18 protein-coding genes are annotated in these 16,741 nt (G+C 70.9%); 14 read left to right on the forward strand and 4 right to left on the reverse strand.

The window, feature by feature from the left end; translation table 11 throughout:
- Nucleotides 1-630, reverse strand: coding sequence for an ATP-dependent Clp protease proteolytic subunit (locus ACWD0A_RS11775; protein ID WP_451297028.1), 630 nt, complete (start codon nt 628-630; stop codon nt 1-3).
- A 79-nt stretch (nt 631-709) separates the two neighbouring features.
- Between ACWD0A_RS11775 and ACWD0A_RS11780 the strand changes: the two genes are divergently transcribed.
- A complete protein-coding gene (locus ACWD0A_RS11780) occupies nt 710-997 on the forward strand; it encodes a type II toxin-antitoxin system Phd/YefM family antitoxin (RefSeq protein WP_451297030.1) in 288 nt (95 codons plus the stop codon).
- Between the two features lie 208 nt (nt 998-1,205).
- On the opposite strand, the gene ACWD0A_RS11785 is transcribed toward ACWD0A_RS11780, so the two are convergent.
- Nucleotides 1,206-2,162: an ABC transporter permease gene (locus ACWD0A_RS11785; RefSeq protein ID WP_451297032.1), complete on the reverse strand. Its 957-nt coding sequence runs from the start codon at nt 2,160-2,162 to the stop codon at nt 1,206-1,208.
- Nucleotides 2,163-2,266: 104 nt separating this feature from the next.
- Between ACWD0A_RS11785 and ACWD0A_RS11790 the strand changes: the two genes are divergently transcribed.
- From ACWD0A_RS11790 to ACWD0A_RS11825, 8 genes are all read left to right on the forward strand, one after another.
- Nucleotides 2,267-2,911 carry a TetR/AcrR family transcriptional regulator gene (locus ACWD0A_RS11790; RefSeq protein WP_451297034.1) on the forward strand — a complete coding sequence of 215 codons (645 nt, stop codon included), beginning with the start codon at nt 2,267-2,269 and terminating at the stop codon, nt 2,909-2,911.
- Between the two features lie 127 nt (nt 2,912-3,038).
- Nucleotides 3,039-3,341, forward strand: a complete 303-nt coding sequence (locus ACWD0A_RS11795; RefSeq protein ID WP_451297036.1) for an urease subunit gamma — start codon at nt 3,039-3,041, stop codon at nt 3,339-3,341.
- A 12-nt stretch (nt 3,342-3,353) separates the two neighbouring features.
- Entirely contained in the window at nt 3,354-3,665 is a 312-nt protein-coding gene (locus ACWD0A_RS11800) for an urease subunit beta (RefSeq protein ID WP_451297038.1), read from the forward strand.
- Nucleotides 3,658-5,379, forward strand: a complete 1,722-nt coding sequence (locus ACWD0A_RS11805; RefSeq protein ID WP_451297040.1) for an urease subunit alpha — start codon at nt 3,658-3,660, stop codon at nt 5,377-5,379. Before ACWD0A_RS11800 ends, ACWD0A_RS11805 begins: the two co-directional genes overlap by 8 nt.
- A gap of 259 nt (nt 5,380-5,638) precedes the next feature.
- A complete protein-coding gene (locus tag ACWD0A_RS11810) occupies nt 5,639-6,301 on the forward strand; it encodes an urease accessory protein UreF (RefSeq protein WP_451297042.1) in 663 nt (220 codons plus the stop codon).
- Nucleotides 6,302-6,327: 26 nt separating this feature from the next.
- On the forward strand, nt 6,328-7,011 hold the full coding sequence (gene ureG, locus ACWD0A_RS11815) for an urease accessory protein UreG (RefSeq protein WP_451297044.1): 684 nt from the start codon (nt 6,328-6,330) through the stop codon (nt 7,009-7,011).
- Nucleotides 7,012-7,020: 9 nt separating this feature from the next.
- Nucleotides 7,021-7,770, forward strand: coding sequence for an urease accessory protein UreD (locus ACWD0A_RS11820; protein WP_451297046.1), 750 nt, complete (start codon nt 7,021-7,023; stop codon nt 7,768-7,770).
- 122 nt (nt 7,771-7,892) lie between these two features.
- Nucleotides 7,893-9,470 (forward strand): alpha/beta hydrolase, encoded by a 1,578-nt coding sequence (locus ACWD0A_RS11825; RefSeq protein ID WP_451297048.1) that lies wholly within the window; start codon nt 7,893-7,895, stop codon nt 9,468-9,470.
- A 64-nt stretch (nt 9,471-9,534) separates the two neighbouring features.
- Here ACWD0A_RS11825 and ACWD0A_RS11830 read toward each other — a convergent pair whose 3' ends face one another.
- Together ACWD0A_RS11830 and ACWD0A_RS11835 are read right to left on the reverse strand one after the other, a co-directional pair.
- On the reverse strand, nt 9,535-10,260 hold the full coding sequence (locus ACWD0A_RS11830; RefSeq protein ID WP_307716715.1) for a lysophospholipid acyltransferase family protein: 726 nt from the start codon (nt 10,258-10,260) through the stop codon (nt 9,535-9,537).
- A 334-nt stretch (nt 10,261-10,594) separates the two neighbouring features.
- Nucleotides 10,595-11,605 carry a serine hydrolase gene (locus tag ACWD0A_RS11835; RefSeq protein WP_451297050.1) on the reverse strand — a complete coding sequence of 337 codons (1,011 nt, stop codon included), beginning with the start codon at nt 11,603-11,605 and terminating at the stop codon, nt 10,595-10,597.
- A 306-nt stretch (nt 11,606-11,911) separates the two neighbouring features.
- On the opposite strand from ACWD0A_RS11835, the gene ACWD0A_RS11840 reads away from it, so the two are divergent.
- The 5 genes from ACWD0A_RS11840 (at nt 11,912) to ACWD0A_RS11860 (ending at nt 16,723) form a co-directional block, all read left to right on the forward strand.
- Nucleotides 11,912-12,856, forward strand: a complete 945-nt coding sequence (locus tag ACWD0A_RS11840; protein ID WP_451297052.1) for a nucleoside hydrolase — start codon at nt 11,912-11,914, stop codon at nt 12,854-12,856.
- A 260-nt stretch (nt 12,857-13,116) separates the two neighbouring features.
- Nucleotides 13,117-14,247, forward strand: a complete 1,131-nt coding sequence (locus tag ACWD0A_RS11845; RefSeq protein ID WP_451297054.1) for a hypothetical protein — start codon at nt 13,117-13,119, stop codon at nt 14,245-14,247.
- A 161-nt stretch (nt 14,248-14,408) separates the two neighbouring features.
- On the forward strand, nt 14,409-15,098 hold the full coding sequence (locus tag ACWD0A_RS11850; RefSeq protein WP_451297056.1) for a class F sortase: 690 nt from the start codon (nt 14,409-14,411) through the stop codon (nt 15,096-15,098).
- 36 nt (nt 15,099-15,134) lie between these two features.
- Nucleotides 15,135-15,584 carry a hypothetical protein gene (locus tag ACWD0A_RS11855; protein ID WP_451297058.1) on the forward strand — a complete coding sequence of 150 codons (450 nt, stop codon included), beginning with the start codon at nt 15,135-15,137 and terminating at the stop codon, nt 15,582-15,584.
- Between the two features lie 161 nt (nt 15,585-15,745).
- On the forward strand, nt 15,746-16,723 hold the full coding sequence (locus tag ACWD0A_RS11860; RefSeq protein ID WP_451297060.1) for a hypothetical protein: 978 nt from the start codon (nt 15,746-15,748) through the stop codon (nt 16,721-16,723).
- Nucleotides 16,724-16,741 lie beyond the last annotated feature (18 nt).

Consider the following 16,741-nt stretch of genomic DNA (forward strand, 5'->3'; position numbering starts at 1 on the left):
TCACCTCGCGCCGGCCGGCGAGGCCTTGCGGCTCCCGATGACGTGGTCCACCAGGCCGTATGCCTTCGCCGCCTCGGCGTCGAAGATCCTGTCCCGCTCCAGATCGGCCGCGATGTGCTCGGCGCCCTGTCCGGTGTGGCGCACGAGCATGGCCGCCAGCTGCTCCCGCAGGCGCAGCAACTCGGCGGCGTGGATCTCAAGATCGGACGGCTGGCCACGCAACGGCTCCTCCACGGCGGGCTGCTGGACCACGACACGTGCGCCGGGCAGCGCCGACCGCTTGCCCGGGGTGCCCGCGGCGAGCAGCACGGCGGCTGTCGAAGCGGCCTGGCCCAGGCAGGTGGTGGCGATGTCGCAGGTGATGATCTGCAGGGTGTCGTAGATCGCGGTCATGGCGCTGATGGAGCCGCCGGGGGAGTTGATGTACAGGCAGATGTCCTGATCGGGGGCCGCGTACTCGAGGTGCAGCAGCTGGGCGACGACGTCGTTCGCGGCGGTGTCGTCGACGGCGGTACCGAGAAAGACGATTCGCTCGTCGAGCAGCTTCGAGTACGGGTCGAGGGTGCGGGTGCCCGAGCTGGTGCGCTCGGTGAACTCGGGCAGGACGTAGCGGGCGGCAGGACGGTTCATGGCATGCCTCTCGTCGGAGTCGGTCGAGCTGCGTTCTGTAAAAAATGTACAGGACGTACAGGCCGTTATGATGGGGAGCATGGCCTACGAGATTCCGGTGACGCAAGCCCGCGCAGAGCTCGCCGAACTGATCAACCGCGTCGTCTATGGCGGGGAGCGCGTCGTCGTGACCCGTCACGGGAAGCCGCTCGTGGCGCTGGTCTCCGCGGCTGACCTGGAGCGACTGGAGAGCGAACGGGAGGCGGCGGAGGAGCAGGTGATCCGCTCCGTCTCGTCGCTCGGCTCGTCGTCGTCCGCTGGCGGCGAACGCGGCCGGTTCGGCCTGGCGGCCGAGCACCACCGCCCGGGCGACGACCGCCGCGCCTGAGCACCCGGCGGCGGCTCCCCGTCGCGCTCGGTGGCACTCTGCGCCGCACCCTCCTTGCCGCCTGCATCCCGTCCGGGCTCAGCGGCGCCCGCTCCCGGTGGAGCCCGACCGGTGCCAGGCGACCCGCGCCGCACTGCGCAGGAAAGAGGCCGCGTGCCTCCCCGTCCGCTACAGCGGGGGGCACGCGGCCGGTTCCGAGGGCGGGGCGTCAGGCCGTCGGGGCCGGGGTGCGGCGGAGGCGGGGGGCGGCGACGACCGCGATCAGACCCAGGGCCGCCCACAGCGACAGTGTGAGCAGGGCCGATCCGATCCCCTGCCCGTCGAAGTACGCCACCGAGCGCAGCAGCCACGCCCCCGCGCCCGGTGGCAGCCACTGTCCGATCACGCCGGCCGGGTCCGGGAGCAGTTCGGGCGCGCTCGACGCACCCGAGAACGGGTTGCCGATCAGGATCATCAGCAGCGCGCCTCCACCGATGCCCGGCATCCCCAGCAGCGCCCCGAGCCCGGCGACGGACGCGCCGACGGCGAGGACCGTCAGGCCCAGCGCCCCCGCCTCGGCCCACCAGTTGCCGTCCAGTACGCCCAGCCGGCTGTGCGCGATCCCGGCCGCTGTCACGCCGACCAGCAGCGCCGCACCTGTCAGCGCGGCGGCGCCGCGCAGCCCGCGCACACCGAGCACGGTGACCAGCGCCCCGGCCGCGACCCCGGCCGGCGCGAGGGGCAGTGCGCTCGCCGCGAGGGCGCTGCCGCGCGGGTCGCCGGAGGGGAGCGGGACCACGTCCGCCACCTGGACCCGCGCGCCGTCCGGCGCGGCCGCGGTCACGGCCTCCTCGAGCATCTGCGCCACGACGGGGCTCCCCGCGGGCGCGATCAGCAGGATCAGGCCCTCGGGGGACGCGACGACCGCTCCGTATACGACCCGGTCCTCGACAGCGGCCCGGGCGGCCGTCTCGTCCTCGTACCGGTGCATCTCGAACGCGCCCGCGCGCTGCTCGAAGCCCCGCTCGATCCCGGTCGCCGCGGCGGCGGGGCCGGCGACACCGACGGGGACGTCGCGGGGTGCGGTACGGGCCGCGGGCCATGCGAAGGCCCACAGGGCCACGGCGACCATGACCGGGATCAGGGTCGTCACAGCGACCATGCGGCGTGTGGGTGTGGCACGCATGAGAGGCTCCCGTAAAGAGAAGGATCGTTCGTTTTGCTTTCACGCCACTGTCGCCCCGGGGTCGTTCCTTGGCAAGAAGGAACGTTCGTTTTAAGCTGGCCGCCATGGCACGCGTATCCCAGGAACACCTCGATGCCCGTCGGCGGCAGATCCTCGACGGCGCCGCCCGCTGCTTCGCCCGCAACGGCTTCCACGCGACGTCGATGCAGGACATCCTCCGCGAGGCGGGCCTCTCGGCAGGCGCGGTCTACCGCTACTTCCGCAGCAAGGAGGAGCTGATCGAGGCCATCGCCGACGAGGCGTTCGGCGGTATCCGAGCCGCCTTCGACGACGCCGCCCGCACGACCCCGCCGCCCACGCCCGATGTGCTCCTCGGGCGGGTTCTGCGCAGGCTGGTGATCGACGAGGCGCCCGGCGGCGACGCGACGGCTTTCGCCCGGCTCGTCGTCCAGGTGTGGACGGAGACCCTGCGCAACGAGACGCTGGCCGCCACGCTCACCGAGGGATACGGCGCCATGCGCCTGGCGTGGGCCGAGCTCGTGGTCGCCTACCGCGCGGCCGGCCTGATGGAGAAGGACGTGGACGCCGACCACGTCGCGCGCACGCTCATCGCGACCGCCCAGGGCTTCATCGCCCAGCAGGCGCTCTTCGGCGATGTGCGCGTCGAGGTGCTGGAGGAGGGGCTGCGCGCCCTGATGTCCATGCAGGATCCCCAGATCGGTCGACGGCCGGATCCCCGGATCAGTTAACGCGCCGGAAAAACTTGCGTCCTAACGTTCACCCCCTGGTCGTGAGATGCCCGTGCCCAGGTCGACACCGCGGTGGCCTGGGCACGGGTCCACACGCCCCCGGGCCGGACGACAGTGAGGTGGACGCGTGCAACTCTCCCCGCACGAGCAGGAACGACTTCTCATCCACGTGGCCGCCGACGTGGCCGAGAAGCGCAGGGCGCGCGGGGTGAAGCTGAACCATCCCGAATCCGTCGCCCTCATCACCTCACACATCCTCGAAGGAGCGCGTGACGGACGCACCGTCGGCGAACTCATGGCCTCGGGGCGCAAGGTGCTCACCCGTGCCGACGTCATGGAAGGCGTCCCCGAGATGATCCACGACGTCCAGGTCGAGGCCACCTTCCCGGACGGCGCCAAGCTCGTCACCGTCCACGACCCGATCGTCTGAGGGGCGGAGCCGATGATTCCCGGAGAGATCCTCTTCGCCGACGAGCCCGTCGTGCTCAACGAAGGCCGTGAGACCACCCGCCTCACCGTCGTCAACGCCGCCGACCGGCCCGTCCAGGTCGGCTCCCACTACCACTTCGCCGAGGCCAACCCGGGCCTGGTGTTCGACCGGGCGGCCGCCCGCGGCAAGCGGCTCGCGATCGCGGCCGGCACCGCCGTACGGTTCGAGCCGGGCATCCCCGTCGACGTCGAACTCGTCCCGCTGGCCGGTCGCCGCATCGTCGCCGGACTGCGCGGGGAGACCGGAGGTCACCTCGATGGCTGAGCTGGACCGCGCCGTGTACGCGGATCTCTTCGGGCCCACCACGGGCGACCGCATCCGCCTCGCCGACACCGATCTGCTGGTCGAGATCGAGGACGACCGCTCCGGCGGCCCCGGCCGGGCCGGCGACGAGGCCGTGTTCGGCGGCGGCAAGGTGATTCGGGAGTCGATGGGCCAGTCCCGTGCGACACGGGCCGACGGAGCCCCCGACACCGTCGTCACCGGCGCCGTCGTCATCGACCACTGGGGCGTCGTCAAGGCCGACATCGGCATCCGGGACGGGCGTATCACGGGCATCGGCAAGGCCGGCAACCCCGACACCATGGACGGCGTTCACCCCGACCTCGTCATCGGGCCCGAGACCGAGATCATCTCGGGCAACGGGAAGATCCTGACGGCCGGGGCGGTCGACGCCCACGTCCACTTCATCTCGCCGACCCTCGTCGACCAGGCGCTCGCCACCGGCGTGACGACCCTCGTCGGGGGCGGTACCGGACCGGCCGAGGGCACCAAGGCCACCACCATCACGCCCGGCTCCTGGCACCTTGCCCGGATGTTCGAGGCCCTGGACACGTACCCGGTCAACATCGGCCTGCTCGGCAAGGGCAACACGATGTCGCGCGAGGCCATGCACGCGCAGCTGCGCGGCGGAGCGCTCGGGTTCAAGATCCACGAGGACTGGGGCGCCACCCCTGCCGTCATCGACGCCTGCCTGACCGTGTGCGACGAGACCGGCGCCCAACTCGCCGTCCACACCGACACGTTGAACGAGGCCGGATTCGTCGGCGACACGCTCGCCGCCATCGCCGGCCGCACGATCCACGCGTACCACACCGAGGGCGCGGGCGGCGGCCACGCGCCCGACATCATCACCGTGGTGTCCGAGCCGCACGTGCTGCCGAGCTCCACCAACCCGACCAGGCCGCACACCGTCAACACCATCGAGGAACACCTCGACATGCTGATGGTCTGCCACCACCTCAACCCCGCCGTGCCCGAGGATCTCGCCTTCGCCGAGTCCCGCATCCGGCCCTCCACCATCGCGGCCGAGGACGTCCTGCACGACCTCGGCGCCATCTCGATCGTCTCCTCCGACTCGCAGGCCATGGGCCGCATCGGCGAGGTGGTCATGCGCACCTGGCAGACCGCGCACGTGATGAAGAAGCGGCGCGGCGCACTGCCCGGCGACGGACGCGCCGACAACCACCGTGTCCGTCGCTATGTCGCCAAATACACGATCAACCCGGCGGTCGCGCAGGGACTCGCCCACGAGATCGGCTCGGTCGAGACCGGGAAGCTGGCGGACCTGGTGCTGTGGGAGCCGGCGTTCTTCGGAGTGAAGCCCCAACTCGTCATCAAGGGCGGGCAGATCGCGTACGCGCAGATGGGCGACGCCAACGCCTCCATCCCCACACCGCAGCCGGTCATGCCGCGGCCGATGTTCGGCGCGCTGGGGCGCGCGGCGGCGCACGGGTCGTTCAACTTCGTGGCCCGGGCGGCGATCGAGGACGACCTTCCGGAACGGCTGGGGCTGGCGAAGACGTTCGTACCCATCACGAGTACGCGGCGGATCACGAAGGCGGACATGCGGGAGAACGACGCACTGCCGCGGGTCGAGGTCGACGCGGACACGTTCACGGTGACGATCGACGGCGAGCCGGTCGAGCCCGCCCCCGCCACGGAACTGCCCATGGCGCAGCGGTACTTCCTGTTCTGATGCGCCCACCGAAGACACCACAGGTGCCCACCGCTGCGCCCGCGCCGCTCCCGGCTCCGACGGCCGCGTTCCCGTGCGCCGGCGCCCGCCCCGCGGCGTGCCCGCGTCCCGGGGACGGCGGGCAGGACCGGCCCCCGACCGCTTCCGCGCCCCGGCCCGGCACCGGTGCCCCGTCGTGCGCCGGGTTCGACGGAAGCCCGGTGCGGGGCTCGCGCCCCGGGCGCGGGATGGCCCGTTACGCAGCCATGGCGGGTGGCGCATGAGCCGCGCCGCGCTGCTCGTGCTGGCCGACGGGCGGTTCCCCGCAGGAGGGCATGCGCACTCCGGCGGCGCCGAGCCGGCCGTTCGGGAAGGGCGGATCCGGGACGCCGCAGGACTCGCGGACTTCTGCCGCGGGCGTCTGCACACCACCGGCCTCACCTCCGCCGCGCTCGCCGCCGCTGCCGCCCTCGGGCACGACCCCGCCGAGCTCGACCGCGCCGCCGACGCGCGTACGCCCTCACCCGCCCTGCGGGGCGCCGCACGCAAGCTCGGGCGCCAGATGATGCGCGCCGCCCGCGCCGCCTGGCCGGGGCCCGAACTCGACGCGCTGGCCGCCGCGTTCCCCCGCGGGACGCACCAGCCCATCGTGCTCGGCACCGCCGCCCGCGCAGCCGGTCTCGGACCGTACGACGCCGCCCACTGCATCGTCTACGAGACCGTCAGCGGCCCGGCGACCGCCGCCGTACGGCTCCTCAGCCTCGACCCCTTCCAGGCCACGGCGGTCCTCGCCCGCCTCGCACCCGAGATGGACGAGGTCGCCGCCCGGGCCGCCGAGGCCGCCCACGAAGGAGTGGACGCCCTTCCCGCCGCGTCCGCCCCGCTGCTCGACATCACCGCCGAGCAGCACGCGACCTGGCCCGTACGCCTCTTCGCGTCCTAGACGCCCGCACCAAGGAGCCGCACCCCATGCATCTCGATCACAGCCATGACGAGGCCGGCGCATCCGCCGTCGGCGCCGACGCCGTGCGTCCCGACGGCACACGGCGGGCCCTGCGGATCGGGCTCGGCGGGCCGGTCGGCTCCGGCAAGACCGCCACCGTCGCCGCACTGTGCACCGCCCTGCGCGACCAGTTCTCCATCGCGGTCGTCACCAACGACATCTACACGCGCGAGGACGCCGAGTTCCTGCTGCGCAACGCCGTGCTGCCGCCCGAACGCATCCAGGCCGTCGAGACAGGAGCCTGCCCGCACACCGCGATCCGCGACGACATCTCCGCCAACCTCGAAGCGGTCGAGGACCTGGAGGACAGTGTCGGCCCGCTCGACCTGGTTCTCGTCGAGTCCGGCGGCGACAATCTCACCGCCACCTTCTCCAAAGGGCTCGTCGACGCCCAGATCTTCGTGATCGACGTCGCCGGGGGCGACGACATCCCGCGCAAGGGCGGCCCCGGCGTCACCACCGCCGACCTGCTCGTCGTCAACAAGACCGACCTCGCGCCGTACGTCGGCTCCGACCTCGCGCGCATGGCCCGCGACGCCGAGGAGCAGCGCGGCGAACTGCCCGTCGCGTTCACCTCGTTGCGCGAAGGCGACGGCGTCCGCCCGGTCGCCGACTGGGTGCGGGCGCGGCTGGCCGCCTGGACCGCCTGAGCGCGCCGGATGAGCATCGAGGCCAGAGCCCGCGTCGTCGCCGACCGTACCGGTCTGCCCGTCCTCGTCAGCGACGGGCCGCTCGCCCTGCGCCGTACCCGCGCCACCGGTCCCGGCAGCAAGGTCACCCTCGTCGGCGCGATGAGCGCGCCGCTCGGCGGGGACCGGCTCGCCATCGAGGCCGAGGTGCGCGAGGGAGCCCGCCTCACCGTGGACTCCGCCGCCGCGACCATCGCGCTGCCCGGACCCACCGGCGAGCACGCCCGCTACGACGTGACCCTGAAGGCGGGGGAGGACTCCGTACTGCACTGGCTGCCCGAGCAGCTCGTCGCGGCCAGGGGGAGCATCCTGCACCAGCGCACCCGCGTCGAACTCGCCCCCGGCGCACGGCTGGTGCTGCGCGAGGAGCAGATCCTCGGCCGCCACGGCGAGGAGCCGGGCACGCTCGTGACGCGCCTCACCGTCCACCGCTCCGGCCGCCTCCTGCTCGACACGGAGCTCGCCTGCGGTCCCGGCGCGCCCGGCGGCTGGGACGGCCCGGCCGTTCTCGCCGGCCACCGGGCCGTCGGCCAACTCCTCGTCGTGGACCCGGCATACGCCGACAAACCACGTGAACCGCTTTTGCTCGGACCGACCGCCGCACTCGCACAGCTGGCCGGACCCGCCGTCCTCGTCACGGCCGTTGCCGCCGACGCGCGTGCCCTGAGACGGCTGCTCGACGACGGTCTGGCCGAGGCCGCCCCGGATCTGCACCGCTGAGCGGAAACCGTTCACCGGTTATTGGTTCGGTAAAGAACACCTGTACGGACTGTCCCCGCTGCCCAGTTGGCGAAAGGATCCCCCGGAGCCTTACGACAACAGCAGCAGGGGGAGGTTTCCACGTGAGACGCACAGCAGTGCTCGGCTCGGCCGGCACTCTGATAGCGGGCACGCTCATGGCCGGTGCCATCGCGGCACCGGCGGCGAACGCCGACAACCGTGACCACGGTTGGTCCGAGGCCCGCGGCGCGCGGATCGCCGCGGAGCGGGCAGCGGAGCGAGGAATCGACTGGGCGGACTGTCCCGAGGACTGGGGGCTCGCCAAGCCCATCCAGTGCGGATGGGTGACCGTACCCCTCGACTACAGCCGGCCCGACGGCAGGCAGATCAGGCTGGCCGTCGACCGTATCGGCAACACCGGCGCCAAGGACGAGCGCCAGGGCGCACTCGTCTACAACCCGGGCGGCCCCGGCGGCTCGGGCATGCGCTTCCCGGTCCGCGTCACCGGCAAGAACCCGCTGTGGGCCAAGACCGCGAAGGCGTACGACTTCGTCGGCTTCGACCCGCGCGGCGTCGGCCACTCCACGCCCATCTCGTGCGTCGACCCACAGGAGTTCGTCAAGGCGCCCAAGCCCGACCCGGTGCCCGACAGCGAGGCCGACAAGCTCGCCCAGCGCAAGCTCGCCGCCGAGTACGCGGACGGCTGCGCCGAGCGCAGCGGCTGGATGCTGCCGCACATGACCACGCCGAACACCGCGCGCGACCTGGACGTCATCCGGGCCGCACTCGGTGAGAAGAAGCTCAACTACCTGGGCGTCTCCTACGGCACCTACCTCGGCGCGGTGTACGCGACCCTGTTCCCCGGCCACGTCCGCCGGATGGTCGTCGACAGCGTCGTCAACCCGTCCCGGGAGAAGATCTGGTACCAGGCCAACCTGGACCAGGACGTCGCCTTCCAGACGCGCTGGGACGACTGGAAGGCCTGGGTCGCGAAGAACGACGCCGCCTTCCACATCGGCGACACCCCCGAGAAGGTCGAGGCCCAGTGGGTGAAGCTGCGGGCCGCCGCGAAGGAGAACCCGATCGGCGGGGTCGTGGGCCCGGCCGAACTCATCGGCTTCTTCCAGAGCGCCCCGTACTACGACTCCGCCTGGGTGCCCGTCGCCCGCACGTGGAGCAAGTACCTCGCCGGTGACACCCAGGCCCTGGTCGACGCCGCCGCGCCCGACCTGTCGGACACCGCGGGCAACATCAGATCGGAGAACGGCAACGCGGTCTACACCGCCGTGGAGTGCGCGGACGCCAAGTGGCCCACCAGCTGGAAGAAGTGGGACCGCGACAACACCCGCCTCCACCGGGACCACCCCTTCATGACGTGGGCCAACGCCTGGATGAACCTGCCGTGCGCGACCTGGTCCGTCAAGCAGCAGAACCCGGTCGAGGTGCGCACCCGCAAGGGCCTGCCGCCCGTGCTCATCGTGCAGGCCACCCGTGACGCCGCGACCCCCTTCGAAGGCGCCGTCGAGCTGCACGAGCGGCTCAAGGGCTCGCGCCTGATCGTCGAGAAGGACGCCGGGTCCCACGGTGTGACCAGCCTGGTCAACCCGTGCGTCAACAACCGGGTCGACGCGTACCTGCTCAGCGGCGAGCTGGACAGCAGCGACGTGACGTGCGAGCCGCACGCCACGCCGAAGCCGTAAGGACACGGACGAACGGGAGGGGCGGCCGGACACCGGCCGCCCCTCCTGCCGTGCACGGCCCGGCCTAACACTTGCGCCGCGCCGGGAACCGTTTCAGCCGCGGCTGCTCCTGCTCCTGCTGCTCCGCCTTGACCTCGGCCGCGTACCGGTCCACGTACTCCTGGCCGGACAGTTCGAGGATGGCGTACATGATCTCGTCGGTGACCGCCCGGATCACCGCCTTCTCGTTCTCCATGCCCGCGTACCGCGAGAAGTCCAGCGGCTCGCCGAACCGGACCGTGACCCGCTTGATCTTCGGGAGCACCTGACCCGGAGGCTGGATCTCGAACGTGCCCACCATCGCGCACGGCACCACCGGCACACCGGCCTTGAGCGCCATGACCGCGACACCCACCTTGCCCTTGTAGAGCCTGCCGTCGTGCGAACGGGTGCCCTCCGGGTAGATGCCCAGCAACTCATCCTTGCTCAACACCCCGAGGCCCTCACGGATGGCCGCCTGCCCGGCCTCCTTGCCGGAGCGGTCCACCGGGATCTGGCCGGCGCTGCGGAAGAACGCGGCGGTCAGCCGGCCCTTGAGGCCCGGCCCGGTGAAGTACTCGGCCTTCGCCAGGAAGGTGATGCGCCGCTTGAGGATCGCCGGCATCAGGAAGTGGTCGGAGAACGACAGATGGTTCCCGGCGACGATCGCCGCACCTTCGGCGGGGATGTGCTCCAGTCCCTCGATCCTGGGGCGGAACAGCAGCCGCAGCAGCGGGCCCAGAAGGACGTACTTGAGCACGTAGTAGAACACGGTGGCTCTCTCCCATCTCGGCGCGTCCGCGGCGATCGATCGTAGCCCGACCAGGTCGGGAGGCTCACCGGCTCTGCGTCAGGGCTCATGGTGAACCTGACGCACAGGCATGTCGCGTACGGCCCCTTCCTGTCCGGTGTCTGCCGGCATGTCTGACGAAGGGTCGGGAACCTCTTCAGGGGAATGCTCTTCCACTTCCCCCGAATTGGCCAGGGACGTGGAGCAATGGCCCTCAGTCCTTTCTACGGGCGGGGAAACGAGGACGCCAGGGCGCCGAGCGTGGAGCCTCGGCGGTTCACACACGTCGAGCCGCGACGCCGAGGCGCCCGCTGCCTCACCGGCCGGGGTACAGGTTCCGGTGGACGGCCTTCGCCACGCCCTCGATCGTGTCCATGCCGTAGGCCCACCCCGCATCCGGGTGCTCGTCCCCGGGGACCCGGTTGTTCTCGGTGAGGACCACCAGGCCGTAGTCGTAGGCCCGCCCGGTGAGCGCGCTCATGCTGTTGACCTTCCAGTCCCCGCGGTCCCAGGGGTCCTTGAGGTTCTTGTCGGAACGCCGAAGCCATCCGTTCTTGACCTGGACGGCAGCGTCCGCGGGCGCCCCGGCGGGCGCTCCCCAGCGCTGATCCTCCTGCACATCGCGCATGAGTCCGAGGATGTAGGCGCGCTCTTCCTCGCCGAGGACCGCATCGTCCTCGCCGGTGAGCAGTTCGAGCAGGGTGGCCTGGTCCCGGGCGGTGACCTGCGTCAGGCCCATGAAACCGGCTTCGTCGATGATGGTGTTCGTCATTCCGGCGGCGTCCAGAAAATCCTGGATGTTGTCGGGGCCCACGAGGTCCCACAGCACATACGTCGATGCGTTGTCCGAGTGCACAATCATTTTCCTGGCGAGAACCTGCTCCTCTTCGGAAAGTTCCCCGCCCGTGGCGTGAAGCAGCGCTCCCAGGACGATCGGTTTGACAATGCTCGCCGAGTCGTAGTGTTCGTCGGCGCGGTACGTGCAGGAAGTGTGCGTGGTCCGGTCGTACAGCGCTATCGAGACCCGGCTCTCGCGACTGGCCAGGGATCGGGTTATATCCCGGGTCAGGGCCTGGGCGAGCCGGGGTTTCGCGGAAGCGCATCGGATGGGCTCGCCCTCGAGCCGTTGCACGGCGGTTCCCGCATTCCACGTGCCGCGCGAGGCTGCGGGAGCGTGGGCCGGTGGCGAGGCCGGAACGGAAGGAACAGCCGAAGCCGGACGGGGGGCGGGATTCTGGGAAGGGGCCGAAGCGGCTATGGCGAAGGCAAGGGCGGCTGCGAGGGAAATCGTTCCCGAAGTCACCTTCGACGTCGTCTCACTGAGCATCAGCCCGTTGCCCTTTCGGTTGTCGGTCCGCCTCCGCGAATGTGGCAAGCGTCGATACGGGGCCGTCCGGCGCCCGCGAATGCGACGCTACAAGCGGGTAATCCGCCTGGCCCGTTCTGTCGGCCGATAGGCCTAAGCGGGCAGGTGCCGGTCGGACGGCGGCGCGAGGCGCCTCGAGATCGACAACGTGCGGTCCGGGCTGCGCCGTGATGGCGGGAGCCGGAATGTCCCGGACGGGGGAGCACGGGAAGCGCGGCGCGTGAGGAGAGACTGAGGGCGTCCACGCCCCGCGAGCCGAGGAGAGCCGTGTCCGTCCCCCTCATCATCGACTGCGACCCCGGGCACGACGACGCCATCGCCCTCATGCTCGCCGCGGCCGACCCGGCGGTCGACCTGCTCGCCGTCACCACCGTCGCCGGCAACCAGACCGTCGAGAAGACCACGCTGAACGCCCGCAGGGTCTTCACCGTCGCCGGCATCACCGGCGTCCCCCTCGCGGCCGGCTGCGCCAGACCCCTGGTGCAGCCCCTGACGGTCGCGGACGACGTGCACGGCGCCTCCGGACTGGACGGCCCGCGGTTCCCCGCCCCGGCCGTGGACGTCGTTCCGGAGCACGCCGTGGAGCTGATGCACCGCGTCCTGACCGGGCATCCGGAACCGGTCACCCTCGTCCCCACCGGGCCCCTGACCAATGTGGCGCTGCTGCTCACCCGGTACCCGGACGTCGCCGCGCACATCCGCGAGATCGTGTTCATGGGCGGCTCCACCGAGCGCGGCAACCGGACACCCGCCGCCGAGTTCAACGTCCACGTGGACCCGGAGGCCGCCGACATCGTCCTCACCAGCGGCGTGCCGGTCACCATGTGCGGGCTGAACGTGACCCACCAGGCCCTGGCCACCCCCGCCGTACTGGCCCGCCTGGAGGCCCTGGACACCGAACTCGCGCGAACCTGCGTCGAGTTGCTGACCTATTTCGCGTCCACGTACCGGCGGCTGTGGGGCTTCCCCGCGCCGCCGGTGCACGACCCCGTGGCCGTGGCCCGCGTCATCGACCCCGCGACGGTGCGCTGTGTGGACGCGCATGTGGCCGTCGAGCTGTGCGGGCGGTACACGCGGGGAGCGACCGTGGTGGACCTGCACCGCTACACCGGCCGGCCCGTGAACGCGCAGGTGGCGGTCGGTCTGGACGCCGACAGGTTCTGGGACCGGGTGATCGCCGCGGTGGACGCTCTGGGGCGGCGCGCGACGTGAGGGAAGCCGCGGGGGAAGCGGCCGGGACGCCGGCATTTCAGCCGTGACGCCAGGCCAAACCTGGCCTCGGCGTGGCGTGCAGTCCCCCGGGTGAATATCGCACCGAGGGTCACTCTTCGGGCCCATGATGTCGCCCGGATGCCAGGCTCTCCAGTGGTGGCCGACCGCGAATGGGCTGACGGTGAATCACGTCGCCACTGCGATGAGACGAGCCGACGACGTGTCGGCCCTCGCAGTCGCGGCGAAAGGAAAGGCTCACCATGCGCTCTGCCCGCATCCTGCTCGCCTCGGCCGTTGCCACGGCGGCCCTTGCGATCTCCGGTCCGGCCTACGCCGTGATCACCGCCGACGACTGGGATGACTCCTCCTCCTCGAGCAGTGAGAAGAAGGACGACTACTCGTCGGACAGCGACAAGAAGGACGAGTACTCCGACAAGAAGGACGACTACTCGTCCGACAAGAAGGACGATTACTCGGACAAGAAGGACGACCACTCCGACAAGAAGTGGGACAAGAAGGACTACGACAAGAAGGACTACGACAAGAAGGACCACGACAAGCCGCACGGCGGTGTGCACACCGGTGGCGGTGCGCTGGCGCGTGTGGCTGCCGACGAGGACAAGGACGACTACTCGTCGGACAGCGACAAGAAGGACGAGTACTCCGACAAGAAGGACGACCACTCCGACAAGAAGTGGGACAAGAAGGACTACGACAAGAAGGACTACGACAAGAAGGACTACGACAAGAAGGACCACGACAAGCCGCACGGCGGTGTGCACACCGGTGGCGGTGCGCTGGCGCGTGTGGCTGCCGACGAGGACAAGGACGACTACTCGTCGGACAGCGACAAGAAGGACGAGTACTCCGACAAGAAGGACGATTACTCGGACAAGAAGGACGACCACTCCGAGAAGGACTACGACAAGAAGGACTACGACAAGAAGGACTACGACAAGAAGGACTACGACAAGAAGGACTACGACAAGAAGGACTACGACAAGAAGGACTACGACAAGCCGCACGGCGGTGTGCACACCGGTGGCGGTGCGCTGAACCGTATGAACGCGGACGACTGGAACAAGGACGACTCGGACAGCGACAAGAAGGACGAGTACTCCGACAAGAAGGACGACCACTCGGACAAGAAGGACGACTACTCGTCCGAGAAGAAGTGGGACAAGAAGGACTACGACAAGAAGGACTACGACAAGAAGGACTACGACAAGAAGGACCACGACAAGCCGCACGGCGGTGTGCACACCGGTGGCGGTGGCGCGGCCGTCTCCGGTAGCGGCCTTGCCGCCGGTTCGGTCCTGCTGCTCGGCGGCCTCGGTGCCGGTGCGTACATGCTGCGCCGCCGTGGCGCGAATGGCTCCGCCGCGGCCTGACGCCCCCGGGCCGTACCCGGCCCACGCCCGTCGCGGCCGCCGCCCCCAGGGACGGCGGCCGCGACGTCGCCGCTTCCGAGCCCGGTCGGCGGCCCGCGCCCCCATCGGCGCCCCGCCCGGCCCTCACCACGTCGTCAGGCAGTGAAAGGTAACGAACCCGCATGTCCGCGCAGCCTCCCCTCGTGCAGTCGCAGACCGCATCCGCCCCCCGCTCCCTCGGACGCGCCTTGCTCTGGCCTGCCGCGGCCGTCGCTCTGGGTTTCCTGCTGGTCTTCAACTCCTTCGGCACCTCCACGGACGCCAAGCCCCCTGCTCAGCCCGTGGTCTCGGCACCCGCCGTTGTCCAGTCACCGTCCGCCAAGGCCGAGGAAAAGGGCCTTGAGCTGCCACCCGCCGAACCGAAACGGCTGAAGATCGCGGAGATCGCCGTCGACGCCCCCTTCACGGGCCTGTCCCTCGAGGAGTCGGGCCAGTTGGAGGCGCCGCCGGCGAACAACAGCAATCTGGTCGGCTGGTACGAGGAGGGCGTGATGCCCGGCGAACGCGGCACGGCGATCGTCGCCGGCCATTTCGACACCAAGACGGGCCCCGCCGTCTTCATGCAGCTCAGCAAGCTCAAGCGGGGGAGCAAGATCGACATCAGCCGCGAGGACGGCTCGGTCGCCACCTTCGTCGTCGACTCCGTCGAGGCCTTCAGCAAGGAGGACTTCCCCAACAAGCGCGTGTACGCCGACACCCCTGACGCACAGGTGCGGCTGATCACCTGCGCGGGCGAGTACGACAAGAAGGCGCAGGACTACACCGAGAACCTGGTGGTCTTCGCGCACCTTGAGGCGGTGAAACGGCCGTGACGCCGTCCGGGCCGGGGGTGCCCGTACGCCGAGTGAGTGCGCACACGGCGCATTGTCCTAGCGGTTCCGGGCACCTTCGATACGGCGGAAGCGGTGAAACCGCCGAGCGGACGGAGGCTCGTGATGCTGCACCACACGATCGAGCGCGGAGTTCTGGTCATCACGCTTCACGACGACGTGTGCCTCGGTAATCGCGTCGCCGTGGCGCACGGCATCGCGTCCCTCGTCAAGGCCCACATGCCGGCCCCTGTGGTGATCGTGCCGGCGGCCTCCGCGGTGAGCGCCGCCGCGCTCGGCACGGTGTTGCGTGCCCACCTCCTGTGCAGTCGGCTGCAGGTGCTGATGGCGGTCGTGACGCCGAGCGCGCCCGCCCGCCGTGTGCTCGAGGCGAACGCCGACGTCGGCGGCACCCGCCTTGTCGTGTTCGCGCGCAGCAGCCAGGCGATCGAGGCTCTGGCCGGGTTCGGTCCCGTCTGGGCGGCCTGAGCTCCGCGCCGCGCCGCGGCCCCCATGCCTGCGGGCGTGGGGGCCGCGGCGCATACCGGGCACCCGTATCCGCGAGCTCCGAACCGGGTTGACTTTATACCCCCCAGGGGTATACTGAGGGTGTGTGGTCGCGGAGGGCGGCCCCGATCGAGGAGTGGGTCATGAACACGGGCGTCAGGATCACCGCCTTCGCGGCGGCACTCGCCGCGGCCTTCGGCACCGCCTACGCCGTCGGCCAGGGCATGGACCCCGTGGTGGCCGAGGCGGAGCCGGCGCGGCATGGCGATCACACGGACGAGGGTCAGGACGAGGCGCGCGGGGGCCACGACGGTCACGCGGACGAGAGCGGAGGGGCACCGTCCGCTCCGGGGGGCCTCCAGGTGTCCGAGGCGGGCCTCAGGCTGGACCTCGAGACGCAGCGCGTGGAGGCGGGCAGGAACACCGAACTGCGCTTCGCCGTGGTGGACGAAAAGAAGGACCGCCGCGTGACCGCGTTCCGCCGTGAGCACGGCAAGGAGCTGCATCTGATCGTCGCGTCGCGCGATCTGACGACGTATCGGCACCTGCACCCGGTGCGAGCGGCCGACGGCACCTGGTCCGTACCGGTCCGGCTCCCCGAGGCCGGCGGCTACCGCGTCTTCGCCGACTTCACCCCGGACATCAAGGGCGCCCGCGCCCTCACGCTCGGCGCCGACCTCGCCGTGTCCGGCCCCGCCGACCCCGATCCGCTGCCCGCGCCGAGCGCCACTGCCGCCGTCGACGGCTACGAGGTGACCCTCACCGGCGGCCTCCGCCCCGGCACGGGCAGCGAACTGCTCTTCGGCGTCGCCAAGGACGGCGAGCCGGTCACCGACCTGCAGCCCTACCTCGGCGCCTACGGGCACCTCGTGGCCCTGCGCTCGGGAGACCTCGCCTACCTGCACGTCCATCCGAACGGCGAGCCCGGCGACGGCGCCACGCAGCCCGGGCCGGAGATCTCCTTCACCGCCACCGCGCCGAGCAACGGCGCCTACCGCCTCTTCCTCGACTTCCGGCGCGAGGGCAAGGTCCGCACCGCGGCCTTCACGGTCCACGCCGGGGCCCCCGCCACCGAGCGGACACCCGCAGGCGGTGACGAGGAGTCCGGCCACCGGCACTGACCCGGTCGGCGGACGGGG

Source organism: Streptomyces sp. NPDC002867 (assembly GCF_053591895.1).